The sequence below is a fragment of the Mesorhizobium sp. M0276 genome, from assembly GCF_040321755.1.
Classification (GTDB): Bacteria; Pseudomonadota; Alphaproteobacteria; order Rhizobiales; family Rhizobiaceae; genus Mesorhizobium.
This window is the reverse complement of record NZ_JAMYSC010000069.1, coordinates 1-24,774: the sequence shown is the minus strand read 5'-3', so window position 1 is coordinate 24,774 and position 24,774 is coordinate 1. Positions and strand designations below refer to the sequence as shown.

The following is a 24,774-nucleotide window of genomic DNA, read 5'->3' as shown; positions in this document are numbered from 1 at the left end:
ATCCAGAGGTCCTTTCAGAATCGATTTCCGCACACCACACAAGAGTCCCTTTGTACTCATGTGCGATTCCCCTGCCCTTGAGGGGAGGGTGGCCCGAAGGGCCGGGTGGGGTCGGTCCATGCCGCGCTCTACGCCCGGCAAACCCCACCCGATCCGCTACGCGGATCGACCTCCCCTCAAGGGGAGGTGAGCAACAGCCAAGGAGAAAGACATGGTCGGCGCATCGAAGTCGGAAGCGGGAGGCGGCCCGATCCGCTATGGCATGGTCGGCGGCGGGCAAGGCGCCTTCATCGGCGCGGTGCACCGGATCGCGGCGCGCCTGGACAATGACTTCGTGCTGGTCGCCGGCGCTTTGTCATCCGACCCGGCGCGTGCGAAAGCCTCTGCCGCCGAACTCGGGCTCGACCCCGATCGCAGTTACGCGTCCTATGCCGACATGGCCAAGGCCGAGGCCAAGCGGTCCGACGGGATCGAGGCGGTGGCCATCGTCACGCCCAACAATGTTCATGTGCCGGCGGCCAAGGCCTTCCTGGAGGCCGGTATCCACGTCATATGCGACAAGCCGCTGGCAACGACGCTAGCCGAAGCCAAGAAGCTCGCGGCGATAGTCGAGAAGACTGGCAAGGTGTTCGTGCTGACCCACAACTACACCGCCTATCCGATGGTGCGGCAGGCGCGCGAAATGGTCGCCAAGGGCCTGCTCGGCGACATCCGCATCGTGCAGTCCGAATATCCGCAGGACTGGCTGACCGAGGACCTGGCGGCTACAGGCCAGAAGCAGGCGGCGTGGCGCGGCGATCCGAAACAGGCAGGCGCCGGCGGTGCCCTGGGCGATATCGGCACGCATGCCTACAATCTCGCCCGCTTCGTTTCCGGGCTGGAGCTGGATTCCCTTTCAGCCGATCTCGACGCCTTCGTGCCGGGCCGGCTGCTCGATGACAATGTCAACGTCATGCTGCGCTTCAAACCCGCAGGCAAGACGCATCCGGCCAAGGGCATGATCTGGGCCAGCCAGGTGGCGCCGGGCCATGAGAACGGGCTGAAGCTGCGCATCTATGGCTCGAAGGGAGGGCTGGAATGGGTGCAGGCCGACCCGAATTATCTCTGGTACACGCCGTTCGGCCAGCCCAAGCAACTGCTCACCCGCAATGGCGCCGGCGCGCTGCCGGTGGCGGGCCGGGTCAGCCGCGTGCCGTCAGGCCATCCCGAGGGCTATCTCGAAGGTTTCGCCAACATCTACCAGGAGGCCGCACGCGCCATCCGCGCTGCGCGCCGCAAGGGCGGCAAGCCGGCAAAGGATGTCGTCTTCCCAACCGTTCAGGACGGCGTCGAAGGCATGGCCTTCATCGAGGCCTGTGTGAAATCGTCTAGGAAGAATGGGGCGTGGACGAAGCTATAGCTTCGACCTCGCGGGAGAATTTTGCTGGGGGAGGGCGTCGATGAAGATCGGCATGTGCATGTTCTTATGGACGACGGCCGTATCGAAGAGACACGAACCGTTGCTCAGGGACATCAAGGCAACCGGCTTCGATGGCGTCGAGATACCGATCTTCGCCGGCGCGCCCGATGATTATAAGAAACTCGGCGATCTGCTCGACCGTATCGGGCTGGAGCGGACCGCGGTTTCAGCCATGGGCGATCCGGCGATGAATTTGATCTCGGCCGATGCGGCAACGCGCAAGGCCGGTGTCGATTATATGAAATGGGCGATCGACTGCGCCCAGGCGCTTGGCGCGAATACGCTAAGCGGCCCGCTGCATTCGACGCTCGGCGCCTTTTCTGGCTCCGGGCCGACGGCCGCCGAGAAGAAGCGCTCCGTCGCCTCGCAACGCGCGATCGGCGACCATGCCGGCAAGAAAGGCATCACCATCGGGCTTGAGGCGCTCAACCGTTTCGAATGCTATCTGCTCAACACGATGGCTGACTTGTCGGAGCATATCGATGTCATCGACCGGCCGCACATCAAGGCGATGTACGACACCTTCCACGCCAATATCGAGGAGGCCGACCCGATCGGCGCCTACACGAAACACCGCCGGAATGTCGTGCATATCCATATTTCGGAGAATGACCGCGGCGTGCCGGGGCGCGGCCACCTTCCGTGGAAGGAAACATTCTCCGCCATCCGCAAGAGCGGGTACGACGACTGGCTGACGATCGAGGCGTTCGGGCGCTCGCTGAAGGATTTGGCGGCGGCGACCAAGGTGTGGCGCGATTTTTCCGAGAGCCCTGAAGCGGTTTATCGGGAAGGGTACAAGCATATCAAAAATGGGTGGAAACGAGCGGCTTAGGCTCCCTGATCGGACGATAGTCACGCGAAGAAGACCTGCTTCGGCGACCCTAGGCGCGAGGTGAGACGATGATTGCGCCGAGTCCATTCGGTTTGCGTTCGCGGCGGTTGCCAGGTGGTTCCCCACTCCGTCTCGGCTTCGCCGAGCCACCTCTCCCCCCTCCGGAGGGAGAGGAAAGAAAGAAAGCGTGGTGGCGCGGGGAGAAGAAGAATGCCTCGGCCTTGGAGGACGGGTGCCGACTCGGACTGCCTTGCGCCCTTCCTCTACCCCGTCGATCGGGGGAGAGGTGTCGAGCGCAGCTTGCGGGTGGGGGGGGTCGACCCTTCAGCGCCGGGCGAGACGATGCTTGCGCTTCTGCGTCACAAGGCTAACCCTGCTCGGCCTGAAGCTTGTTGTAGTCGTGGATGGTCTGGCTCAGCCGGCGGCGCAGGAAATTGGATATGTTGTCGAAGATGAAGACGACGAGCAGGATCAGCAGCACCATGTAGAAGACGTTGGCCCAGTTGGAGTTGGTGCGCATCGCTTCCCACAGTTTCAGGCCGATGCCACCGGCACCGACGGCCCCGATAATGGTCGCGCCACGGGTGTTGGATTCCCACTGATAGAGCGTCTGGCTGATGAACACCGGAACCACTTCCGGCAGCACGCCGTAGCGCTGCACCAGAAGGCCGTTGGCGCCGGTCGAGGTGACGCCCTCGCGCGGTCTGTCGTCGATGTTCTCCAGCGCCTCGGAATAGGTTTTGCCGAGCGTTCCGACCTCGGTGAAGAAGATGGCTGCACTGCCCGCCAGTGGTCCAGGCCCGAAGGCGCGGGTGAAGAACAGCGCCCAGATCAGCATGTCGATGGAGCGCATGAAGTCGAAGAAGCGCTTGAGCACCTGGTTGACCAGCCGGCTGGGCGTGATGTTGCGGGCGGCGAAGAAGGCCAGCGGAAAGGCGACGATGCCGCCAAGCATGGTGCCGAGAAAAGCCATGACGATGGTCTGCAAGAGTTTCGTCCAGACGTCGCCATGCTGCCACTGGGCGTTGTTCCAGATGTTGTCGCCGGCCAGAGCCAGGTTGGACGTGCCCGGCTTGAGTTCCGGCCCTGAGACGATCAGCGAGGCGACTTCGCCTGCCGACTTGCCGAAGAAAGGCGAGCGCGTGTCGAAGACAAAGTTTGCCCAGCCGAGAAAACGCTTGCGTATCCTGACGCGATCAACGGCGACGCGGGCCTCGCCGGCAAAGCCCATGTCGGCGACGACCTCATCCTCATGCGCGGTGATCCAGCCGGGAACCGACCCGGAGATCAGCGGCTTGCCGCTGCTTAGCGCGACAGGCACGGTTTCGCCGTTGGCAATGATCGTCGCTTGCGTCTTGGTGAAGGTGATCGATTTGGCGGCGCCGTCGATCAGGATCGTCACCGAACCATCGGCATTGGTCTTGACCCAGTCCGGATTGGGATTCGGGCCGAGCACCGAGAAGCGTGGGTATTTGGCGGTGATCTGCGGCTCATCGAGGCGGAAGATCGGCTGCACGTCGTAGCTGATCCACTGGGTCAGAAACAGCGGCAGGCGCTCCCAGTGCGATTCCCGCATGACCTGCGGCAGATTGAAGAACCACAGTGCGTAGAGAAGGTAGAAAAAGATGCCACCAAGAAACAGCAGTGGCCCGAAGCGTTTTTGGAACGGCCGCTTGAACACCTGCGGAAAGCGTTGCTCGATTGACTGGATTTCATCGGCGGTCATCGTCGTCATTCACGGGCTCATAGCAAAAGCCTGCTCGCCGACCAGCTTGCGGCGCAGCCAGGCGGAGAACTGGTCGACGATGAAGATCGTCGTGAACAGGAGCAGCACCAGGGCTATCGTCTTGGCGCCGAAGCCGCGCGATATCGACAGCTTCAGTTCCTCGCCGATGCCGCCGCCGCCGACCGCGCCCATGATGGTGGAAATGCGGACGTTTATCTCAACACGCAGCAGCGTGTAGGACATGAAGTTGGGCAGCACTTGCGGCAGACCGGCAAAGCGTACCCGCTCGAACCAGTTGGCGCCGACCGCCCTCAGGCCCTCCTCGGCGCGCATGTCGATGTTCTCGTTGATCTCGTAGAACAGCTTGCCCAGCGCGCCGATCGAATGCAGGCCGATGGCGATGATGGCGGCGATCGGTCCGATCGAGACGATGGCCGCGAAGAGGCCGGCGATGACGATTTCGGGAAAGGCGCGCAGCAATTCCATGAAGCGCTTGACGATCAGCCGCAGCACCGGATGCGGCGTCAGGTTGCGCGCCGCGATGAAGGAAAACGGCACGGCAAAAACGAAGCCGATGAAGGTCGAGACCAGCGCCACATTGAGCGTGGTCAGCATCAGCTCGAAATATTCAGGGATGTAGAAGCTACCCCAGACATAGGCGCGGCCAAGCGGGAAGTTGAATTCCTGGGTACCGGTGTCGTGTGGGGAAGCGATGTCGAACATCGCTCGCCAGACATCGTTCCAGTCCTTGGGGACGAGCCAGCTCAGGAAATCCAGCAAATGCGGCAGGCGGTCGAAGAAATGCCCGGCATTGGCCTCGTCGGCGAACCACATGGTGCTGCCGAGCGCGACAATGAGCAGGCCGACGCCGATGGCGGTGTAGAGCCGGCGCAAGGACGTCTGGCGACGCCAGGCGTCGGCCATCTGGTGAGTGGCGCCGGAAGGGACTGTCACGGAATGGGTCATGATCGGAGATGCAAAAAGGGCGGTGTTTTGAACACCGCCCTTCCTGATTTCGCCGTTAGCCGCCGATGGCTGCCTTACGGGCTTCGACGATGACGTTGTAGAAGTCTGCCTTCACTGGAACGTAGCCGGTAAAGTCGCCACCTTCGACGCCTTCGAAGCAGGCTTTGTCCTTCTTGGGCAGCTGCGTGAAGAAGTCGGCGAGCTTGGCGGTCATGTCGTCGCCGAGCGCGGTGCGCACGACCAGCGGGCCGTTCGGGATCAGGCCCGAGCGCCAGACTTCGACGAAGTCATTGGGGTCGACGGCACCCTTGGCGACTTCCTTGTGGAAGGTGCCGGAGGTGTAGCCGTCCTTGAAGTCGCCAATGCCGGAGGAATCGTCCACCGCTACGTCGACCTTGCCGTCACGCACGGCCAGGACATTGTTCTCGTGGCCGCCGTTGAACTGGGTCGAAGCGAAGAAGGTCTCGTTCGAAGCGCCGGTGTCCTTCGGGATCTGGGTCAGCGGGATCAGATAGCCGGAGGTCGAATCCGGATCGGCGTAGCCGAGCTTCTTGCCCTTGGCCGACTTGATGTCGGTGATGCCGGAGGATTTCAGCGCCAGGCCGATCGAATAGTAGCCGGTAGCGCCGTCGGTCTGCTGGGTGGTGAGGATCGGGGTGACCGCCTTCGGGTCCTTGAGAGCGACGCTGGCATAACCGGAAGCGCCGAGCTCGGCGAAGTCGAGCGTGCCGCCGAGCAGGCCCTGGATCACGCCGTCATAGTCGGCGGCGGGGAACAGCGAGACCTTTTCGAAGCCGAATTCGGCCTTCAAATGGTCGGCTAGGCACTGGTAGTTGCGCAGCCGGTCGGTTTCGTTTTCACCGCCGAGGATGCCGACGCGAAATTCCTTCATATCGGCGGCGTGGGCCATGCTGGTCGCCATGGCGAGCACCGAAACGGCGCAGAAAACCATCTTTCTGAACATCTGTAATCTCTCCTGTAGGTTCCGGCCCCGCGCCGGCAGCGTTCTTGAGTTTGACTGGCGCCCTTGACGTGGGCTGGCGATCCCAACCGTTCTTTTTTGGTCCACGATCTTTCCCGAAAACCGGTTTTCACTTTTCGGGATCATGGACTCAATAACCCGGGAAAGCGGGTTCGAGCGGTCCGGCGGATGCGGCGATCTTTCGGCTGAAGGCAACGCTGGTCGAGGTGATGGCCTCTGAGATTTCCTGGCCATTGCTGTCGGCGCCATAGACGAGGCGCACGGCCTCGCGGTTGAGCTCCTCCGGCGGTCCGTCGAAGACGACCTTGCCGGCGGCCATGCCGATGATGCGGTTGCAATAGGTGCGGGCGGTGTCCAGCGTGTGCAGATTGGTGACGACGGTGATGCCTTCGCGCAAATTGATGTCCTGCAGCGAGTCCATCACCACCTTGGCGTTGAGCGGATCGAGCGAAGCGATCGGCTCGTCGGCGAGGATCACCCTGGGCTGCTGCATCATGGCGCGGGCAATGGCGACGCGTTGCTGCTGGCCGCCCGACAAGGTGCCGGCGGGCTGCAGCGCTGTACGGGCGATGTCGAGCCGCTCAAGGGCTGCGACCGCCTCGGCGCATTCGGCGCGGGAGAACATGCCGAACAGGTTTGACATGGTCGAACGGTGGTTCAGCTTGCCGAGCAGCACATTGGTCAGCACGTCGAGGCGCGGCACCAGGTTGAACTGCTGGAAGATCATGGCGCAGTCGCGTTGCCAGCGCCGCAGCGGCGAGCCGCTCAACTGGGAGACCTCGGCGCCGTCAAAAAAAATCGACCCCTGGCTGGGATCGATGAGGCGGTTGATCATGCGAAGAAGGGTTGATTTGCCGGCACCGGAACGGCCGATAATGCCAACCATCTGACCCTGCGGGATCGCGATGTTGATGTCGCTGACGGCGGTGTTCTTGCCAAATCGTCGGGTGACACCGCGGATTTCGAGCGTGGCAGAGGTTGCTGACATGGGGCAGGTTCCAGTCCGGACCATATTGATCGTCAGGCACTCGCCTAACGCAGCCACATGAACCTGCCGTGTCGCGGTGATGTCAGTTTTGTTACGCTCCACAGGCGTGGAGTTTACGGCCGGCCCAGGACCAGCAGGTCCTCGAAGTGCTCCTCGAAAAAGCTTGAGAGAGTCATCGAACAGGTCCTGCCATGCTGCTGCCCATGCCGATGATGTGAAGACCTATCCGCCGTATTTTTCCAGGAAGGCTTCGGCAGATAGTTCCCGGAAATCGACGAGCGAAGCGCGCAGCCTGGCATGATCCCAGTCCCACCAGGCAAGCGCCTGATAACGTTCGGCGGTGCGGCGGTCGAAGCGCTCGCGGATTGGTTTTGCCGGCACGCCGCCGACGATCGTGTAGGGGGCGACATCCTTCGAGACGACAGCGCCGGCGCCGACCGCGGCACCATCGCCGACGGTGACGCCGGGCAGGATGGTCGAGCCGTGACCGAGCCAGGTGTCGTGGCCGATGGTGACGCGTTTGGCGCGGCGCTGGGCGAAAAACTCGCTCTCGTGCTCGGCATCGTCCCAATAGTCCGAAGCGCGGTAGGTGAAATGGTGCAGCGTCGGCCGCCAGGTCGGGTGGTTGGTGGCGTTGATGCGCACGCTTGCCGCGATGTTGGAAAACTTGCCGATCGTCGCGCACCAGACGGCGCAATCCTGCATCATGTAGGAATAATCGCCGAGTTCGCTCTCCAACACCCGGCTGCGGTCGGCGATCTCGGTCCAGCGGCCGAGCGTCGAGTTCTGCACCTCCGCCGTGGGGTGGACCAGCGGTGTCTCCGACAATTTCCTGGTCATGCGGCAATTTTTCCGGGAGCGAAAGCGGTGACGTCGATGATGCGGTCGGCAACCGCCTCGCGCACGTCGTGGTCGTGGAAGATGCCAAGCAGGGCGACATCAGCCGCTTTCTTGGCGGCGATGAGTTCGATCACCACGTCACGGTTCCTGGCATCGAGCGAAGCGGTCGGCTCGTCGAGCAGCAGGATCGGGTGCTCGGTGATGAAGCCGCGCGCGATGTTGACGCGCTGCTGCTCGCCGCCGGAGAAGGTCGCCGGCGGCAATGCCCAAAGTTTCTCCGGCAGGTTGAGCTGCGCCAGCAACGCACCTGCCTTGTCGCGTGCAATTTCGCGGTCTTCGCCGCGTTCGACCAGCGGTTCGGCGACGACATCGAGCGCCGAGACGCGCGGCACGGTGCGCAGGAACTGGCTGACATAGCCGATCGTTTGCCGGCGCACGGCAAGCACGGTGCGCGGGCTGGCGGTGGCAAGGTCGATCAGTCCGTCGTCATGCGTGACGATGATCTGGCCCTCGTCGACGGCATAGTTGCCGTAGAGCATCTTGAGGATCGAACTCTTGCCGGCACCGGACGGGCCGCCAAGCACGGTGCATTCGCCGGCCCTGATCGAGAACGAGACTCCGGCGACGACAGGCAGTTTAATGCCGTCGCGCAGATGCATGGTGAAGCTCTTGGCAACGTCCGAGACAACGAGGGGGGTGGCCATCAGAAGGTCCTCCAATCATCGTCCGCTTGCGGGCCAGCACCCCCCTCTGGCCAATGCAATTGCACGTGCGGAATAACGGTGAAATCTCGAAGCGGGTGGTTGCGAGGTGTCGGCGCGAGGCACCCCCCTCTGTCCTGCCGGACATCTCCCCCGCAAGGGTGGAGATTGGCAGTTTCACCCGCAGCGCTTTTCTTGCAGCCTTGGTAACTGGTGAAAGCAGCAGGGACAGCCGATCTCCCTCCTTGCGGGGGAGATGGCCGGCAGGCCAGAGGGGGGTGCCTCGCGCCAAGGTTTCGCGAACACGCGCTTTGAGACTTCATCGTCAAACCTGTAGAATCGAGGAAACGAGCAACTGCGTATAAGGCGCGCGCGGATCATCGAGCACGCGGTCGGTGAGACCGCTTTCGACGACGCGGCCGTCCTTCATCACCATCATGCGCTGCGACAACAGCCGTGCCACCGCGAGGTCATGGGTGACGACGATTGCCGCCAGGCCGAGATCGGTGACCAGCCCGCGCAGCAGGTCGAGCAGGCGTGCCTGGACCGAGACGTCGAGGCCGCCGGTCGGCTCGTCCATGAACACCAGGCGTGGGCCGGTGACGAGGTTGCGAGCGATCTGCAGGCGCTGGCGCATGCCACCGGAGAAGGCGCGCGGCTCGTCATCGATGCGGTCCTCATCGATCTCGACGCGCGACAGCCAGTCGACGGCGGTGGCGCGGATCCTGCCGTAGTGGCGGTCGCCGACAGCCATCAGCCGCTCGCCGACATTGGCGCCGGCCGACACCGTCATGCGCAGGCCGTCAGCGGGGTTCTGATGGACGAAACCCCAGTCGGTACGCATCAGGAAGCGGCGCTCGGCCTCGCTCATGCGATAAAGCTCGCGGAACTGGCCGTCGCGCATGCGGTAGCTGGCGGTCCCGGAGCTCGGCAGCAGCCGTGTCGACAGGCAGTTGAGCAGCGTCGTCTTGCCGGAGCCGGACTCGCCGACGACAGCCAGGACTTCGCCCGGCCACAGGTCGAAGGAGACGTTGTCGCAGCCGACGCGCAAGCCGTAGAATTTGGACAGCGCCGAGACGCGCAGCAGCGGTTCGTCGGTCATTGCTTCTCCTTACCCTCCCCCTTGTGGGGAGGGTCGGCGCGCAGCGCCGGGGTGGGGGTTGAGTGGAGCGTGGATTGGTCAAGCCCCCCACCCGCGCCTTCGGCGCGACCTCCCCACAAGGGGGAGGTAGGGGCGTTGCGCCGCTTCTCGCAGTGGTCGGTGTCGGAGCAGACGAACATGCGGCCGCCATGGTCGTCGAGGATGACCTCGTCGAGATAGACATTCTCGGCCGCGCACAGCGCGCAGGGCTGGTCGAACGTCTGCACCTCGAACGGATGATCCTCGAAGTCGAGGCTGACCACTTCGGTGAATGGCGGCACCGCATAGATGCGCTTTTCGCGGCCGGCGCCGAACAGCTGCAGGGCCGGCGAGCGGTGCATCTTGGGATTGTCGAACTTAGGCGTCGGCGACGGGTCCATCACATAGCGGCCCTCGACCTTTACCGGATAGGCATAGGTGGTGGCGATGCGGCCGTGCTTGGCGATGTCCTCGTAGAGTTTGACATGCATGAGGCCGTATTCCTCCAGCGCATGCATCTTGCGCGTTTCGGTCTCTCGCGGTTCAAGGAAGCGCAAGGGTTCCGGGATCGGCACCTGGTAGACCAGCACCTGGCCCGCCGTCAGCGGATGCTCGGGGATGCGGTGGCGGGTCTGGATGATGGTGGCGCTGGCTGTGTCGGTGGTCACCGCGACATTGGCGACCTTCTTGAAGAAGGCGCGGATCGAGACCGCGTTGGTGGTGTCGTCGGCGCCCTGGTCGATGACCTTCAGCACATCGTCGGGGCCGATGATCGAAGCGGTGACCTGCACGCCGCCGGTGCCCCAGCCATAGGGCATCGGCATTTCGCGCGAGGCGAACGGCACCTGATAGCCGGGGATCGCGATGCCCTTGAGGATCGCGCGGCGGATCATCCGCTTGGTCTGTTCGTCGAGATAGGCGAAGTTGTAGGTGGCGATGTCAGTCATGGCGCGACTTTCAGTCCCTTGGCGTAGCGTGCCAGCCGCTCCGCGAGCGTGCCTGTGTGCAGTTCGAACATGTGGTTGTCGTCGTCGTAGAAATAGATCGAGCGGCCTTCACCCTCGACGCGTGGGCGCGGCGGGCGCATGTCGAGGCCTAACTTGTCGACGCGTTCGGCGTAGCGGTCGAAATCGGCGTCATCGATCTTGAAGGCGATGTGATTGTAGCTGCGCTCCGGCAAGGGCTCGCCTTCCATGATGGCGATCCAGATGTCGCCGATCAGGAAGAACTTTTCGCGCGACAGCGAGAACTGTTCGGCGCCGCTGGCATAGACCTCTCGGGCGTCGAGTATGCCCTCGAGGATCTCGGTCATCCGGTCGAGATCGCGGACGATGAAGGTCATGTGGGAGAGGCCTTCGATCATTCCGCGGCCTCCCGCTTCTCTTCGGCCTTCGCCGGGTTTTCGCGGGCGTCGTATTCGGCGCGCATGCGGCGCACGAGGTCGAGTTCGGCCTGGAAGTCGACATAGTGCGGCAGCTTCAGATGTTCGACGAAGCCGGTCGCCTGAACGTTGTCGGAATGCGAGATGACGAACTCCTCATCTTGGGCTGCGGCGACGACATCCTCGCCGAGTTCTGTCGCACGAAGAGCGCGGTCGCAGAGCGCCATCGCCATCGCCTTGCGCTCGCTCTGGCCGAAGACGAGGCCGTAGCCGCGGGTGAATTGCGGCGGCGCCTTGGTCGACCCTTTGAACTGGTTGACCATCTGGCATTCGGTGATCCGCACCGTGCCGAGCGGGACCGCGAAGGGCAGTTCCGGCACGTCGAGCTCCAGCTCGACCTCGCCGATGCGGATTTCGCCGACAAAGGGATGGTTGCGGGCATAGCCACGTTGCGTGGAATAGCCGAGCGCCAGCAGGAACCCCTCGTCGCCGCGCGACAGCGCCTGCAGGCGGATGTCGCGCGCCATCGGGAACTCCAGCGGCTCGCGGGTGATGTCGCCGGGGACATGGTCCTGCGGCATGTCGCCGTCCGGTTCGATCAGGCCTTCGCGGGCGAGGATCGCCGAGACGCGCGGCATGGCTTGCGCTTCCGTCTCACGCAGCAAGGGCTCGGCGACATCGGCGCCGGCGGCAAGCTCGGGATCGAGCAGTCTGTGCGTGTAGTCGAAGGTAGGCCCAAGCAACTGGCCGCCCGGCAGGTCCTTGTAGGTCGCCGAGACGCGCCGCTCGACCAGCATGTTGGCGGTGTCGATGGGCTTGGTGTAGCCAAAGCGGGGCAGTGTCGTGCGATAGGCGCGCACCAGGAAGATCGCCTCGATCATGTCGCCGCGCGCCTGAACAATGGCGAGTGCGGCCAGTTCACGGTCGTAGAGCGAGCCTTCGCTCATCACCCGGTCGACGCCGAGCGCCAGCTGCTCGACGATCTGGTCGAGGCGAAGGGCTGGCACCGAACGGTCGCCACGGCGGCGGTCGGCAAGCAGGCTGTGGGCGTTGGCGATTGCGGCTTCACCGCCTTTAACCGCGACATACATCTTACGCCTCCATCGTCTTGATGCGCGTCGTGCGCGGCAGGCAGGCAATGCCGTCCGATGTGGTGAGGATGATGTCGACGCCTCGCGGAAAGCGCTTGATGTTCTGCTTCCACTGTTCGACGAAATGGCGTGGCATCCGTGCCGGCGCGATCGTCGCGCTGGCTTCGATGCCGGGGCCTTCGAGCAACAGCGGCGTGCCGGAGACGAGATCGCTGACCTGCAGGACCAATGTGGTCGAACGGTCGGGATAGTCCTGCGTGCCTTGCGAAAAACCGTCGAGCGCCATCATCTCGGCCGGGGCTGCGATCAACGCGAAATGCGCATCGGCCGGCGTGTTGGCCAATGGCGCGCCGGTGTGGAAACCAAGCCAGGATTTGATGGCAGGGGAAGCCTGTAAAGCCGGGTCGAGCCAGAGCGGGGTGTCATTGTCGCAAAGCGCCAGCGCAATGGCACCGGCGGTCGCCGACAGCGGCGCCGGCGGACGGGCAAAGGCGGGCAACGGCTGCACGCTGCCAGGCCGCGCCATCGCCTCCATGACAGCGCGGAACACGGTCTGTGCGTTGAAGACCGGATCGGCGAAGCCGCCCTCGATCGATTGCGATGCGATGTCCATCAGTCTTCTCCGCGTACCATGGTGAAGAAATCCACCTTCGTTGCCGCCGTCTCGGCGCGGCGGCGTTCATGCGCCGTGGTCAGGGCCGACCGCAGAGGCGCTATCAGCCCGGTCTCGACCTCGGCGCGGCGGGCCGGGTCCTGCCACAGTGCGTCGGCGATGGCCGCCAGCTTCGCCTTCTGCTTGTCGCGGCCAAGCGCATAGCAATGGCCGACCTGTCCGGACGGCAGCCGGACGGTGGCGCGGGTGACGGTCGCCTCGCCGACATTGAAGGGCGCGCCCCCACCGCCGATGCGGCCGCGTACGGTGACCAGGCCGGTTTCGGGGCCGCGCAGCAGTTCTGCGTCCGAAGGCAGTCCGGCCTCGTTCCAGAGCCGAACGATGTCGTCGCCGCCGGATTGCGCCAGGGTTGCCATGGCGGCCTTGCGTTCGGCTTGATCGCGGGCTTCCTGTCCTCGCATCAGCAACATTCCTCTTCGCCAAATTTGTCTATTGATATAGACAACTATACAAATTATACCTATTATCTAGCGCGAGTCCATGACGGGTGGATGACAAGCACTTGAAGACTGGGGGCAATCAATGGTCGGGCGGCTGGCAGCGGACAGCATCGAGCGGCGCAGCGGCGTCTCGCTGTGGCGGCAGATCGCCGAGAAGATCCTGCAGGCGATCGCCGTCGGCGATTTCGCAGAAAGCGCCGCGCTGCCGCCGGAGATGGCACTGGCTGAGCGCTATGGCGTCAACCGCCACACCGTGCGCAGCGCCATATCGGCCCTTGTGCAGGAAGGGGTGCTGCGGGCCGAGCAGGGGCGCGGCACCTTCGTGCTGTCGCGCAGGCGGCTGTCCTATCCCATCGGTGCGCGCACACGCTTTTCAACGGGCCTGCAAGGGCAGACATCGGAACGGCATATCGTCCTGCTGGCGTCCTCGGTCGAGCCGGCCAGCCAGCGCGTCGCCGAGGGGCTGGGGCTCGCCAAGGGAGCCGATGTGATCCGCCTGGAAACGCGCGGCGAAGCCGACGGACGGCCTGTGTCGCGCGCTGCCGGCTGGTTCGATGCCCGGCGCTTTGCCGGTATCGATGCTGCAATGGCGGAGACCGGCTCGATCACCGCATCGCTCGCCCGGTTCGGCTTCGACGACTATCTCAGGCAATCGACCGTGCTATCGGCGCGCCACGCCGATGCGGCGGACCTTGCAGACCTCGACCTGCAACCGGGCGCCATCGTGCTGGTTACAGTCGCTGTCAACGTCACGCCGGATGGCCAGCCGATCCAGTTTTCCGAATCCAGGTTTCCGGCAGAACGGGTGGAGTTGAAGCTGTCGGCGCTGTAGGGAGTGCCGGCCTTGTAGGAGACCGTGATTTATCTCACTCACGCTGATATCAGACCAGTTCGGTCGCGCTCACCTGTCAGCGGCTTGGCGTTTTGAGGACCGGTTCGACCTGCACGGGGTCGCGTCAATTCGGGCCGGGTTCACGGCCTGTCATGTTATGCTCCCACCTCGATCACAGCCTTGATCAGGCCTGATTTCTCATGCGCCCAGCGGGCCAGATCGTGTGGCGTGCCGGAAAGCGTGGTGCGGTGGGTGACGAGTTTTGCCAGCGGAACGGCGCCGTTGCGGATCGAGGCGGCGACATGGTCGAAATCGGCGCGCAACGCATTGCGGCTGCCGATCAATGTCATTTCACGTTTGTGGAATTCCGGATCGGAAAAGCTGATGTCGTCCTTGACGACGCTGACCAGCACCAATGTTCCGCCATGCGCGACATGGGCGAAAGCCGACCGCACCGACTGGGTGTTGCCGGTGGCGTCGAAGACCACATCGAAGCCTTCGCCAGAGGTTGCCTCCCTGACCAGATCTGGCACCGCGCCGCGCGAGCCGTCGAGGGTCTGGAACCCAAGCTCATTCTCGGCGAAGGCGAGCCTTTCACTGCTCATGTCGAGCAATGTCACGTCGAGGCCGGCGATGCGAGCGAAGATGGCGGTGCCGAGCCCGATCGGGCCGGCGCCGATGACCAGTGTGCGTGCGCCGGTTTCGGCCTTGGCACGCCGCACGGCATGTGCGCCGATGGCCAGGAACTCGACGGCGGCGGCGTCGGCCAACGACAGGCCGTTGGCAGGATAGAGATTTTGCGCCGGCACCAGGATGCGTTCGCACATGGCTCCGTCGCGATGCACCCCGAGCACTTCGATGCTGACGCAGCAATTCGGCTTGCCGTGCCGGCAGGCGATGCACTTGCCGCAGGAAAGATAGGGGTTGATGACGACCGGTTCGCCAACGGCCAGTTCGACACCTTCCCCGGGTTCCACCACGGTACCCGATACTTCATGGCCCATGATGCGGGGATAGGCGAGGAACGGGTGCTTGCCCTCGAAGATGTGATAGTCGGTGCCGCAGATGCCGACATGGCTGACGGACACCAGCGCCCAGCCGGGAGGCGGCGCGCCGGGGGCCGGACGGTCTTCCAGGATAAGATCGCCGGGCGAACGGCAGACGACGGCCTTCATGCTTCAATCCAGTCGGTAATGAATCGCCGGCCCGTCGATTGTGACGGGCCAGCGATTGATCGAGGGTTTACTTGCCGCGGCGGCGCAGCCCGTCGAAGTAGACGATGATGATGATCAGCGCGCCGGTGATGATGCGCTGCCAGAACGAGTTGACGTTGAGCAGGTTGGCGCCATTGTTGATGGTGGCCAGGATAAAGGCGCCAAGCAGCGGTCCGTGCACCGAGCCGACGGCACCGAACAGCGAGGTGCCGCCGATGACCGACGAGGCGATCGCCTGCAGCTCCCAGCCCTCAGCCTGGGTCGGATTGCCGATGCCGATGCGGGCGGCCAGCAGCACGCCGACGAAAGCCGCGCAGAGGCCGGACAGCGTGTAGGCCATGTAGATGGTTCGCTGGACATTGACGCCGGACAGGCGCGAGGCCTCGGCGTTAGAGCCGACCGAGAACAGATACCGGCCCCAGCGGCTGTGATGCAGGAAGATATAGGCCGGAATGCCGACCAGGATCACCATCCAGAACAGGTTGGGGATGCCGATGAAGGAACTGCGCGAGAACGCGGTGAAGGTGTCGCTGTTGATATTGATCGAATTGCCGTTGGTCATCAAAAGGCCGATGCCGCGCAGCGAGGTCAGCGTCGCCAACGTGATGATGAAGGGCGGCAGGCCCATCTTGACGATGCCGAAGCCATGAAACATGCCGATGGCAACACCGACCAGCAGCGTCACCAGAATGGCGAGCCAGATCGGGAAGCCGGCATTGATCATCATGGCTACGACCACGGTGGCGAAGCCGACCACGGCGCCGACGGACAGGTCGATGCCGCCGGTGATGATGACGAAAGTCTGGCCGACCGCCATAATGGCGATCATCGAACCCTGCCGCAGCAGGTTGGCGATGTTATTGGACGAGGCGAAGCTCGGCGTCGCGACCGACAGGACGATCCAGAGCAGAACCAGCAACGCCAGAAGCGTCAGCCCGAACAGGACATTGTAGTTCCGTTTTGGCTTTTCGACAGCAATCGCCTCGGTGCTCATATCTGTCCTCCCTGCTTTTCTTGTTTCTCGGCGAGCGCCTGCGTGAGAATGTCCTCGTGGCTGGCGCCGCGAAAACCATGAGTCGCCACCAGTTTGCCGCGCCGGAACACATGCAGCGTGTCGGCCAGTTCGTAGACTTCCGGCAGATAGGACGAGATCAGGATGATGCCGGCGCCTTTCGACAGCAGCGCGCCGAACAATCGGTAGATCTCGGCCTTGGTGCCGACATCGACGCCGACAGTCGGTTCGTCGAAGATGAACAGCTTGGCGCCGTGCGCCAGCCATTTGCCGATGACGATCTTCTGCTGGTTGCCGCCCGACAGGCTGGACGCCAGAGCGCCGCGCGTCGGTGTCTTGATGCGCAGATCGGCGATCTGGCGATCGGCCTGCGTCTTTTCCTGCGCACTCGAGATCAGCAGATTGTTCGAGATGCGCTTGTAGATCGGCAGGTTGAGATTGAGGCCGACCGGCAGGTTGAGGCAGAGGCCCTGGTCGCGGCGGCTTTCCGGCGCCAGCGCCATGCCGAGCTTGATCGCGTCATGCTCGGATTTGACCTGAACCTCCTTGCCTTTCCAGAGAATCTGGCCGGCCGATTTGCGGTGGCGGCCATAAAGTGTCGTGACGAACTCGCTGCGCCCGGCGCCGATCAGGCCATAGAGCCCGACGATCTCGCCGGCGCGAACCGTCATCGAGACATTTTCAAACCCTTTGCCGGACAGGTTCCGCGCTTCGATGATCGCGGCGCCCGGCGTGAAATGCTCCTTGTGGTAGACCTGCTCGATAGAGCGGTTGATCATCATCTTGACCAGCTCGGCATCGTTGGTCTCAGCGATGTTGCGGGTGCCGACCAGCATGCCGTCGCGCAGCACGGAAACACGATCGGCGAGTTCGAACACTTCCTCCATGCGGTGGCTGATGTAGATGATCGTCACGCCTTCGCCCTTCAGCCGGCGGATCAGGGTGAAAAGCTGGTCGGCCTCCTTGCGGGTGAGGTAGGCGGTCGGCTCGTCGAAGATCAGGAATTTGGTACCGCGCACGGTGGCGCGGGCCGCTGCAATCAGCTGTTGCTGGCCGATGGTCAGGTCGCCCAGCGTGACATGCGCCGGCAGGTCGAAGCCGAGATCGTCGATGATCTTCTGCGCTTGCCTGACCATGGCGCGCTGCTGCAGGATGCCGAAGCGCGAATTCTCTTCGCCGAGGAACATGTTGGCGGCGACCGTCAGGTGACGGCACAGCACGACCTCCTGGTGCACGGCATTGATGCCGAGCGCCATCGCCTCATGCGGCGTCGCCAGGGCAGCCGGCTGGCCTTCCCAGATGACCTCTCCGGAGGTGCGCGGCATGACGCCGGTCAAAAGCTTGATGAGGGTCGACTTGCCGGCGCCGTTCTCGCCGACGATGGCGTGGATCTCGCCGGACTTGAAGGCGAGGTTGACCGGCTTGAGCGCGTGGGTGCCGGGATAACGCTTCTCCAGCCCGCGCAATTCGAGGATGGTCCTGCCAGGCTCCAGCACAGGGGCCGGATGCAGTTCCTGCGCCGTCGATGTCATGACAATCCTCCCAGATTGGCCTCCCAGATTGGCCTCACGATTGGCACGCGGCGAGGCAAGGATATGCCGCGAAGACAGCCTAGCTCAGGCTCGTGGATTGCCAAGCCGTTTGTGCCGGCAGCGAATGTTTCCGGGGCGCGAGGCCCCGGAAACGATTTGGATGCGAAGGCTTAGAGCTTCGGATTGAGCAGCGCGTCGATCTTGGGGTCCTTCATGTTGTCCTTGGTCACCAGATTGGCGCCGGTGTCGACATTGGCCTCGACCTTTTCGCCCTTCGAGGCGGCGAGTGCGGTCTTGATGCCGTCATAACCCATCCGGTACGGATCCTGGACGACGAGGGCGGAAATGACGCCGTCGTTGAGGAACTTGATCAGCTTCTCGTCGCTGTCGAAGCCGACCAGCGCCAGCTTGCCGCCAAGGTTGTTTTCGGCGACAGCCTGACCGACGCCCTGCGCCATGATCAGGTTGGAGGCGAAGATGCCCTTGAGATTCGGGTTGGCGGTGATCAGGTCGGTGGCGATGTTGAGGCCGGTGGTGGCCTGGCCGTCGGCATATTTGTCGGCGACCAGCTTCAGGCCCGGATATTTGGCGGCCAGCTGTTCGGTGAAGCCCTGCTTGCGCTGTTCGAGTGAGCCGGCGCCCGGTGCGTTGGTGATCAGAGCGACGTCGCCCTCGATCTTACCGCCGTTGGCGGCGCCGATAGCGGCTGCAAGGCCGTCGGCAGCAACGCGGCCGCCCTGCACATTGTCGGTGGTCAGGAACGATGTGAAGGCCTTGGAGTCGGCGCCGGAGTCGATGCCGATAACCTTGACCTTGGCAGCGGCTTCATCGATCGGCTTGCCAAGCGCCTTGAACTCGGTCGGCGCAATGACGATGGCCCCCGGGTTGCTGGCAACGGCGTTCTCGAGGATCGAGACTTGGCCGTTGACGTCGGTTTCAGCCTGGGCGCCAAGTTCCGGCACGTTGACGCCGAGATCCTTGCCGGCCTTGCGAGCGCCGGCCAGAACGATCTGCCAGTAGAAGGACGTGGTGTCCTTGACGATGATCGGAATGGTCACATCCGCCGCCGAAACCGGCGCCGAATGCATGACGCCGGTGAGCATCGAAGCTGCTGCCAGCGCCATGACAGCGCGGCGGTTGAGAATGCTGGTCACGAATTTCATGAGGTTCCTCCCTAAGTCGCCCGGTGAACGTTACGGAAGCTCCGTTCGGATAGGCGTAGCCCAAACAGAACTTTATCAATAAAAAACAGTTGCCATGTTTTGATAGTGCATCGAACCGGCCGATGCAAGCGGTGTTTGACCAGTTCTCGGGAAGCCTGGCAGAGGCAGAGCCACCGCACTGCTTTCCCTCGCCGTCATCGAATGCTCCCGTTTCCATTCCGTGAGCGTATGGAATATTAATTCCACCCATTCGTCAATATGGAATGTTCATTCTCTTATAGATTGCAAGGGTGTGAAACCGGATCGCCGTTCACCGAGCGGATCGCGTTTCACGCCAGCTCCTGCACCAGGGTATGGGGGCGATATCTGGCGTATTCCGTCTCAGGAACGTCGATGTCGAGCAACCCGAGGTTGCGGATCAGGTTTGCCAGCTTGGCGGTACCGGTCAGCACGGTAGCGACCATTGGTTCATGCAGCGGGAACTGGAACGCGGCCGCGGCCAGCGGATAACCGCCCTCGGCTGCGATCCTTTCCATCGCACCGACGCGATCGAGCACGTCATGGCTGGCAGGGCGGTAATCGAAATGCGAGCCTTGCACCGGCCCGGTCGCCAGGATGCCGGAGTTGAAGACGCCGCCGATGACCAAGGAGGTCTGTTGTGCACGGCACAGCGGCAGCAATTCCGCTTCGGCGCTGCGGTCGAGCAGGGAATAGCGGCTGGCGAGCAGGATGCAATCGAGCGGCGCCCGGCGCATCACGTCGAGACAGATCTGCACCTCGTTGACGCCGAGCCCATAGGCGGAAATGACACCTGTTCTCTTCAGCTGTTCGAGCGCCTTGAGGCCGCCATCCATCAGATCGCGAAAGTGCAGCTTGGTCTTCTCGGCGCCATGCGTGTAGGCGCCGATATCGTGGACGAACAGTATGTCGATCTTGTTCAGGCCAAGCCGCGCATAGCTGAACTCGACCGAGCGCATGATGCCGTCATAGGAATAGTCGTAATCGAGGGCGAAGGGCAGCGGATCGACATAGGAGTGATCGGGAACTTGGTCATCCGGCACCGGGCGGAACAGCCGGCCGACCTTGGTGGACAGCACATAGGAATCGCGCGGCTTATAGCGCAGGAAGTCGCCGAAGCGTCGTTCCGACAGGCCGAAACCGTAGAAGGGTGCGGTGTCGAAATAGCGCAGGCCGGCTTCCCAGGCGCCTTGCAGCGTCTCCATCGCGGCTTCGCGCGGACAGGCGCGGTAGAGGCCGCCGAGCGCTGCGCCGCCAAAGCTGACCTCGGTGACCTCGAGCGCGGTGCGACCGATGCGGCGCTTGTTCATGCGAAAACCTCCCCGTTCCCGACCATTGTCCGGCCTTGCCATCTTCAGATATCAGTGGAAACTAAAGCGTCGCGCCCAGGTGCCAGGGCACGAACTCGTTGTCGCCGTAGCCGAAATCCTCGCTCTTGGTCTTGCGGCCGGAAGCCGTCTCGACAATCAGTTCGAAGATCTCGCGGCCCATGCCTGCGATGGTCTTTTCACCCGAGGCAATGACGCCGCAGTTGACGTCCATGTCCTCTTCCATCTGATGATACATGGTCGAGTTGGTGGCGACCTTGATCGACGGTGTCGGCCGGCAACCGAAGCAGGAGCCGCGGCCGGTGGTGAAGACGATGATGTTGGCGCCGCCCGCCACCTGGCCGGTCGCCGAGACCGGGTCGTAGCCGGGGGTGTCCATGAACACCAAGCCGCTGCCGGTGACCTTTTCGGCATAGCCGAAGACACCATTGAGCGGCGTCTGGCCGCCCTTGGCGACCGCGCCGAGCGATTTCTCCAGGATGGTGGTGAGGCCGCCGCGCTTGTTGCCGGGCGAGGGGTTGTTGTCGATCGAGGCGCCGTGCTTGGCGACGTGATCTTCCCACCACTTCACGAAGCCGTCGAGCTTCTGCGCGATCTCCGGCGTTGCCGCGCGATAGGCTAGCAGATGTTCGGCGCCGTATATTTCCGTGGTCTCGGAGAGGATGCCGATGCCGCCGACGCCGGCCAGGATATCGACGGCAGCACCCAGCGCCGGATTGGCTGTAATGCCCGACATGCCGTCGGAGCCGCCGCATTGCAGGCCGACGACGATCTCGCTGACCGGGATCGGCTCACGCTTCAATTGGCCGACTTCCTCGGCAATCTCAGCCAGCACGCCCATCGCCTTTTCGACCGATTTGCGCGAACCGCCGGCGTCCTGGATGTTGAAATGGCGTTTGCCGGCAGCGACGCCCTTCTGGCCATAGAGCGTGAGCTGGTTGACCTCGCAACCGAGGCCGACCATCAGCACGCCGCCGAAATTCGGGTGGCGGGCATAACCGGCAAGCGTGCGGTGCAGCACCATCATGCCGTCGCCGGTGGCGCTCATGCCGCAGCCTTGGCCGTGAACGATCGGTACGAAGCCGTCAATGCCGGGATATTTCGGCAGCAGGGTTCGGTTGGCGGTGTCGGCGATCGAATGGCAGACGGTGGCCGAGCAATTGACGCTGGCGACGATGCCGATGAAGTTGCGCGTGCCTGCGCGGCCATCGGCGCGGCGATAGCCCATGAAGGTGCGGGCGCGGTCCGCTTCCGTCGCGTGCTCGGCCTCGCTCGGCGGCACGACCGGCAAGCGGCCCGATTCGAAAACCAGATTATGCGAATGAACGTGCTCGCCGGCTGCAATATCCTGTGTCGCACGGCCGATCGCCTGCGCGTATTTGACCACGGCCTCGCCGGCGGCGATCGGCTTGATCGCCACCTTGTGGCCAGGTTCGATCAGAGCAGCGGCGACGGCGCCGCCCGGCAGCACGGTGCCGATCTCGATGCGGCCGTTAGCGACGGCGACATTGTCGGCGGGGGACAGGAGGATGCAGTTGGAGGCGTTCACGGGCGGTTTCCTGGGTGATCCTGGGTGCGCGGGCGGATTGACACGCGCCTGTTTAGATATAATGTCTTTTATCGTGAAAAAACAATTTTGCGTCAATTGTTTTTTCGCTGGGGAGTTCCGCATGTCCATCGGTGTTCAGGAAAGCGACTTTCGCTTTCAGGGGTCATGGGAACGTCATATTGCGCTTCCGGCCGGCCGCCGCAAGCGACTGCGTGCAACGGGTCAGGGATGTCGAAGAGCAACAACGTCTATAAGGATGCCTACAACCGCTGCCTGCGGCTGCTCGGCGAGACGCGCAGCCTGCCTTCGGAGCCGGAACTGGGCACCTTGCTTGGCGTCAGCCGCACCACGGTACGAACGATTCTTGCACGCATGGAAGAGACCGGGCTGATCGCCTGGAACAAACGTGCCAAGACGGTGCTGCGCGAACCGCGTCCCGATGATTTTTTCCCCGAGGAAGAAACCGACACGCTGGCCGAGATCATCGAGCGGTCGTTCATGCGGCGCCTGCTTGCCGGCGGAGCCGAAGCCGGCATGCAGATCAACGAACTCGAATTGGCGCGCGAGATCGGCGTCGGCACCACCAGCGTGCGCGAGTTCCTGATCCGCTTCTCGCGCTTCGGCCTGATCGAGAAGCGCCGCAACAGCCACTGGGTGCTTAAGGGTTTTACGCGCGCTTTCGCGCTGGAGCTGACCGAAATCCGCGAGATGTTCGAACTGCGCTCGGCGGCAGCCTTCGCCGCTCTGCCGCCGGACAGCGCTGTCTGGGTCAATCTCGAACGTCTGGAAGACGAACATCGTCGGCTGGCAAGCGAGATCGCCACCCGCTTCAACGAATTCTCCGAACTGGACGAGCGCTTCCACCGGCTCATCCACCGGGCGTCGCATAACCGCTTCATCGTGGATTTCTACGATGTCATCGCCATGATCTTTCACTATCACTACCAATGGAACAAGACGCGGGAACGCGAACGCAACGAAGTCGCGATCAATGAGCATCTGGTCTATATAGAGGCGCTGAAATCACGCGATCTCGGCAAGGTCGACGCCGCCTGCCGCAAGCACCTGAAGTCGGCGCGCCAGACCTTGCTGACCTCGATCCCCGAAATGCGGTCGCCCCAAAAATCATAAGGCGCGTCGCATCTGAAGGGCTGCGACGCGCTTCCTGCCGCGTTGCCGCAGCATCGAATTGGCGATTTTCCACCCGACGGCCTCGTGCTAGGAATGTTGCATTGCTGCGAAGAGGCAGGGTTTTGGGCGTATCGAGGAGACGGTGGAGCATACCGGTCGCGCTTGTCGCGGCCTATCTGCTGTTGCTCCAGTCGACGCTCGGCGCTTTCGCCTTCGGAAACGTGCCGAATGCGTCACAACTCGATGCCTTTGGCAACGTCATCTGCACCCATGGGGGTGCCACCCAGCTTCCCGGCGGCAACCAGCCGCCGTCCCATCAGCCGGCATGCTGCGTGCTCGGCTGCGGCATGTTTTCGCCGGCCTTTGCGCCGCCGCCCGATGCCGGGCTTGCGCTGGACAGTCGTTCCTTTGAAACGGTAGCCTTTGTCTTCCGGGCGGCCATCCATCTCGACTTCGTGCGTGAGCGCTCGCCGTCGAACCCGCGCGCGCCGCCGCTGACGGCCTGAGCCTGCTTGCCCGCCGGAACCTTTCGTGGGCGTACCCATCCAAAGATCAAACTGCTCGCGACCGGCAACGGCGCGACCATCACTTCATGGAGCAACCATGTTCAATTTCTTTCCTGACGCCGCGCGTCTTAAGCCCGGCACCATTCTACGCAGCATCGAAGAAGGTGTCGGCATTGCCGTGCTGGCTCTTGCGCTGCTGTTCATCGGCGTCCAGACCGTGTTCGCGCATGAGTTCAAGGTCGGCGATCTCGATATCGGCCACCCCTGGTCGCGCGCCACGCCGGCCGGCGCCAAGGTCGCCGGCGGCTATTTCACGATCACCAACAATGGCAGCGCGCCGGATCGGCTGGTGTCGATTTCCTCCGATATTTCTGAAAAGGCCGAGCTGCATGAAATGGGCGTCAAGGACGGCGTCATGACCATGCGACCGGTTGCCGGCGGCCTGGAAATTCCGGCCGGCGGCAAGGTGGCATTGGCGCCTGGCGGCTATCATCTGATGTTCTTCGGCTTGAAGCGGCAACCCAAGCAGGGCGAAAAGTTTTCCGCCACGCTGACCTTCGAGAAGGCCGGTGCCGTCAGCGTCGATTTCGCCGTCGAAGGCATCGGTGGTGGCGCCACGGACGATCACGCCAATTGATCCGGCCAGCTTCGCCAGTTTGAAATCAGAGGGACCATCATGAACAAGTATCTTTTGTCCGCCGCAGTCCTTTTCGTGCTCGGGACAAATGCCGCTTTCGCGCATATCACGCTCGAAACCCAGGAAGCGGCCGTCGGCTCGACCTACAAGGCAATCTTACGCGTACCGCATGGCTGCGACGGCAAGGCTACGACTGCCGTACGCGTGCAGATCCCGGAAGGGGTGATCGCGGTGAAGCCGATGCCTAAGCCTGGCTGGACGCTGCAGGCCAAGAAGGGCAAGTACGACAAATCCTATCAACTCTACGGTCAATCGGTGAGCGATGGGGTCAAGGAAGTCGACTGGAGCGGCGGCAGCCTGCCGGATGAATTCTACGACGAGTTCGTCTTTCGCGCGACGCTGACGGAGGATCTCCCGGTGGGCCAGACGGTTTACTTTCCGGTGGTGCAGGAATGCGACGGTGCCACCGTCCGCTGGATCGAAATCCCGGCGGCCGGACAGGATGAGGACGCCCTCGAAAACCCGGCGCCCGGCATCAAGCTGCGGCCAAAGAAATGATCTCCCCGGGGGGGGGGGGGGGGCGGGGGGCCGACCCCGCCCCAGAGGGGGGGGGGTGTTGATTAAAAAACAACACCCCCCCCCCCCCACGCAGG

24 protein-coding genes and 1 pseudogene are annotated in these 24,774 nt (G+C 63.2%); 7 read left to right on the top strand and 18 right to left on the bottom strand.

Annotation, left to right across the window (positions count from 1 at the left end):
• The first annotated feature begins 211 nt into the window (after positions 1-211).
• Together NKJ01_RS31755 and NKJ01_RS31750 are read left to right on the top strand one after the other, a co-directional pair.
• A complete protein-coding gene (locus tag NKJ01_RS31755) occupies positions 212-1,399 on the top strand; it encodes a Gfo/Idh/MocA family protein (RefSeq protein ID WP_352734207.1) in 1,188 nt (395 codons plus the stop codon).
• A 40-nt stretch (positions 1,400-1,439) separates the two neighbouring features.
• On the top strand, positions 1,440-2,291 hold the full coding sequence (locus tag NKJ01_RS31750; RefSeq protein WP_352734205.1) for a sugar phosphate isomerase/epimerase family protein: 852 nt from the start codon (positions 1,440-1,442) through the stop codon (positions 2,289-2,291).
• A gap of 367 nt (positions 2,292-2,658) precedes the next feature.
• Here NKJ01_RS31750 and phnE (NKJ01_RS31745) read toward each other — a convergent pair whose 3' ends face one another.
• The 12 genes and pseudogenes from phnE (NKJ01_RS31745) to phnG form a co-directional block, all read right to left on the bottom strand.
• Positions 2,659-4,026 carry a phosphonate ABC transporter, permease protein PhnE gene (gene phnE / locus NKJ01_RS31745; RefSeq protein ID WP_352734203.1) on the bottom strand — a complete coding sequence of 456 codons (1,368 nt, stop codon included), beginning with the start codon at positions 4,024-4,026 and terminating at the stop codon, positions 2,659-2,661.
• Positions 4,027-4,983: a phosphonate ABC transporter, permease protein PhnE gene (gene phnE / locus NKJ01_RS31740; protein ID WP_352734201.1), complete on the bottom strand. Its 957-nt coding sequence runs from the start codon at positions 4,981-4,983 to the stop codon at positions 4,027-4,029.
• A 55-nt stretch (positions 4,984-5,038) separates the two neighbouring features.
• On the bottom strand, positions 5,039-5,947 hold the full coding sequence (gene phnD, locus NKJ01_RS31735) for a phosphonate ABC transporter substrate-binding protein (RefSeq protein ID WP_352608759.1): 909 nt from the start codon (positions 5,945-5,947) through the stop codon (positions 5,039-5,041).
• A gap of 148 nt (positions 5,948-6,095) precedes the next feature.
• The gene (gene phnC / locus NKJ01_RS31730) at positions 6,096-6,953 is read right to left on the bottom strand and encodes a phosphonate ABC transporter ATP-binding protein (protein ID WP_352734199.1); all 858 of its coding nucleotides are present in this window, start codon (positions 6,951-6,953) and stop codon (positions 6,096-6,098) included.
• Positions 6,954-7,175: 222 nt separating this feature from the next.
• Positions 7,176-7,793: a DapH/DapD/GlmU-related protein gene (locus tag NKJ01_RS31725; protein ID WP_352734197.1), complete on the bottom strand. Its 618-nt coding sequence runs from the start codon at positions 7,791-7,793 to the stop codon at positions 7,176-7,178.
• Complete coding sequence (phnL, locus tag NKJ01_RS31720; protein WP_352734195.1) at positions 7,790-8,497, bottom strand: phosphonate C-P lyase system protein PhnL; 708 nt, start codon at positions 8,495-8,497, stop codon at positions 7,790-7,792. Before phnL ends, NKJ01_RS31725 begins: the two co-directional genes overlap by 4 nt.
• Positions 8,498-8,819: 322 nt before the next feature.
• On the bottom strand, positions 8,820-9,596 hold the full coding sequence (gene phnK, locus NKJ01_RS31715; RefSeq protein ID WP_352734193.1) for a phosphonate C-P lyase system protein PhnK: 777 nt from the start codon (positions 9,594-9,596) through the stop codon (positions 8,820-8,822).
• Between the two features lie 137 nt (positions 9,597-9,733).
• A pseudogene (locus NKJ01_RS31710) lies at positions 9,734-10,561 on the bottom strand (alpha-D-ribose 1-methylphosphonate 5-phosphate C-P-lyase PhnJ); the annotation flags it as partial.
• A complete protein-coding gene (gene fosX / locus NKJ01_RS31705; protein WP_352734191.1) occupies positions 10,558-10,977 on the bottom strand; it encodes a FosX/FosE/FosI family fosfomycin resistance hydrolase in 420 nt (139 codons plus the stop codon). The gene fosX and the pseudogene NKJ01_RS31710, both read right to left, overlap by 4 nt.
• Positions 10,974-12,086 (bottom strand): carbon-phosphorus lyase complex subunit, encoded by a 1,113-nt coding sequence (locus NKJ01_RS31700; RefSeq protein ID WP_352734189.1) that lies wholly within the window; start codon positions 12,084-12,086, stop codon positions 10,974-10,976. Before NKJ01_RS31700 ends, fosX begins: the two co-directional genes overlap by 4 nt.
• Before the next feature lies 1 nt (position 12,087).
• Positions 12,088-12,699 (bottom strand): phosphonate C-P lyase system protein PhnH, encoded by a 612-nt coding sequence (gene phnH, locus NKJ01_RS31695; RefSeq protein ID WP_352734187.1) that lies wholly within the window; start codon positions 12,697-12,699, stop codon positions 12,088-12,090.
• The gene (gene phnG, locus NKJ01_RS31690; protein ID WP_352608749.1) at positions 12,699-13,160 is read right to left on the bottom strand and encodes a phosphonate C-P lyase system protein PhnG; all 462 of its coding nucleotides are present in this window, start codon (positions 13,158-13,160) and stop codon (positions 12,699-12,701) included. The genes phnH and phnG overlap by 1 nt, the downstream gene beginning before the upstream one ends.
• A gap of 121 nt (positions 13,161-13,281) precedes the next feature.
• Here phnG and phnF point away from each other — a divergent pair, with 121 nt between their 5' ends.
• A complete protein-coding gene (phnF, locus tag NKJ01_RS31685) occupies positions 13,282-14,031 on the top strand; it encodes a phosphonate metabolism transcriptional regulator PhnF (RefSeq protein ID WP_352734185.1) in 750 nt (249 codons plus the stop codon).
• Between the two features lie 155 nt (positions 14,032-14,186).
• Here phnF and NKJ01_RS31680 read toward each other — a convergent pair whose 3' ends face one another.
• The 6 genes from NKJ01_RS31680 to NKJ01_RS31655 form a co-directional block, all read right to left on the bottom strand.
• Positions 14,187-15,206 (bottom strand): zinc-binding alcohol dehydrogenase family protein, encoded by a 1,020-nt coding sequence (locus NKJ01_RS31680; RefSeq protein ID WP_352734183.1) that lies wholly within the window; start codon positions 15,204-15,206, stop codon positions 14,187-14,189.
• A 67-nt stretch (positions 15,207-15,273) separates the two neighbouring features.
• Positions 15,274-16,239, bottom strand: a complete 966-nt coding sequence (locus NKJ01_RS31675; RefSeq protein ID WP_352608746.1) for an ABC transporter permease — start codon at positions 16,237-16,239, stop codon at positions 15,274-15,276.
• On the bottom strand, positions 16,236-17,789 hold the full coding sequence (locus tag NKJ01_RS31670; RefSeq protein ID WP_352734180.1) for a sugar ABC transporter ATP-binding protein: 1,554 nt from the start codon (positions 17,787-17,789) through the stop codon (positions 16,236-16,238). The genes NKJ01_RS31675 and NKJ01_RS31670 overlap by 4 nt, the downstream gene beginning before the upstream one ends.
• Positions 17,790-17,959: 170 nt before the next feature.
• Complete coding sequence (locus NKJ01_RS31665; protein ID WP_023760801.1) at positions 17,960-18,952, bottom strand: ABC transporter substrate-binding protein; 993 nt, start codon at positions 18,950-18,952, stop codon at positions 17,960-17,962.
• A 329-nt stretch (positions 18,953-19,281) separates the two neighbouring features.
• Entirely contained in the window at positions 19,282-20,280 is a 999-nt protein-coding gene (locus NKJ01_RS31660; protein ID WP_352734178.1) for an aldo/keto reductase, read from the bottom strand.
• 61 nt (positions 20,281-20,341) lie between these two features.
• Complete coding sequence (locus NKJ01_RS31655) at positions 20,342-21,847, bottom strand: UxaA family hydrolase (protein WP_352608743.1); 1,506 nt, start codon at positions 21,845-21,847, stop codon at positions 20,342-20,344.
• A gap of 228 nt (positions 21,848-22,075) precedes the next feature.
• Between NKJ01_RS31655 and NKJ01_RS31650 the strand changes: the two genes are divergently transcribed.
• The 4 genes from NKJ01_RS31650 to NKJ01_RS31635 all read left to right on the top strand — a co-directional run bounded on the left by NKJ01_RS31650 (position 22,076) and on the right by NKJ01_RS31635 (position 24,679).
• Complete coding sequence (locus NKJ01_RS31650) at positions 22,076-22,978, top strand: GntR family transcriptional regulator (RefSeq protein WP_352734176.1); 903 nt, start codon at positions 22,076-22,078, stop codon at positions 22,976-22,978.
• Positions 22,979-23,127: 149 nt separating this feature from the next.
• Complete coding sequence (locus tag NKJ01_RS31645; protein ID WP_352734209.1) at positions 23,128-23,484, top strand: DUF2946 family protein; 357 nt, start codon at positions 23,128-23,130, stop codon at positions 23,482-23,484.
• 97 nt (positions 23,485-23,581) lie between these two features.
• Positions 23,582-24,121 (top strand): copper chaperone PCu(A)C, encoded by a 540-nt coding sequence (locus NKJ01_RS31640; RefSeq protein ID WP_352608741.1) that lies wholly within the window; start codon positions 23,582-23,584, stop codon positions 24,119-24,121.
• Between the two features lie 39 nt (positions 24,122-24,160).
• A complete protein-coding gene (locus NKJ01_RS31635; RefSeq protein WP_352734174.1) occupies positions 24,161-24,679 on the top strand; it encodes a YcnI family copper-binding membrane protein in 519 nt (172 codons plus the stop codon).
• The last annotated feature ends 95 nt before the right edge of the window (positions 24,680-24,774 follow it).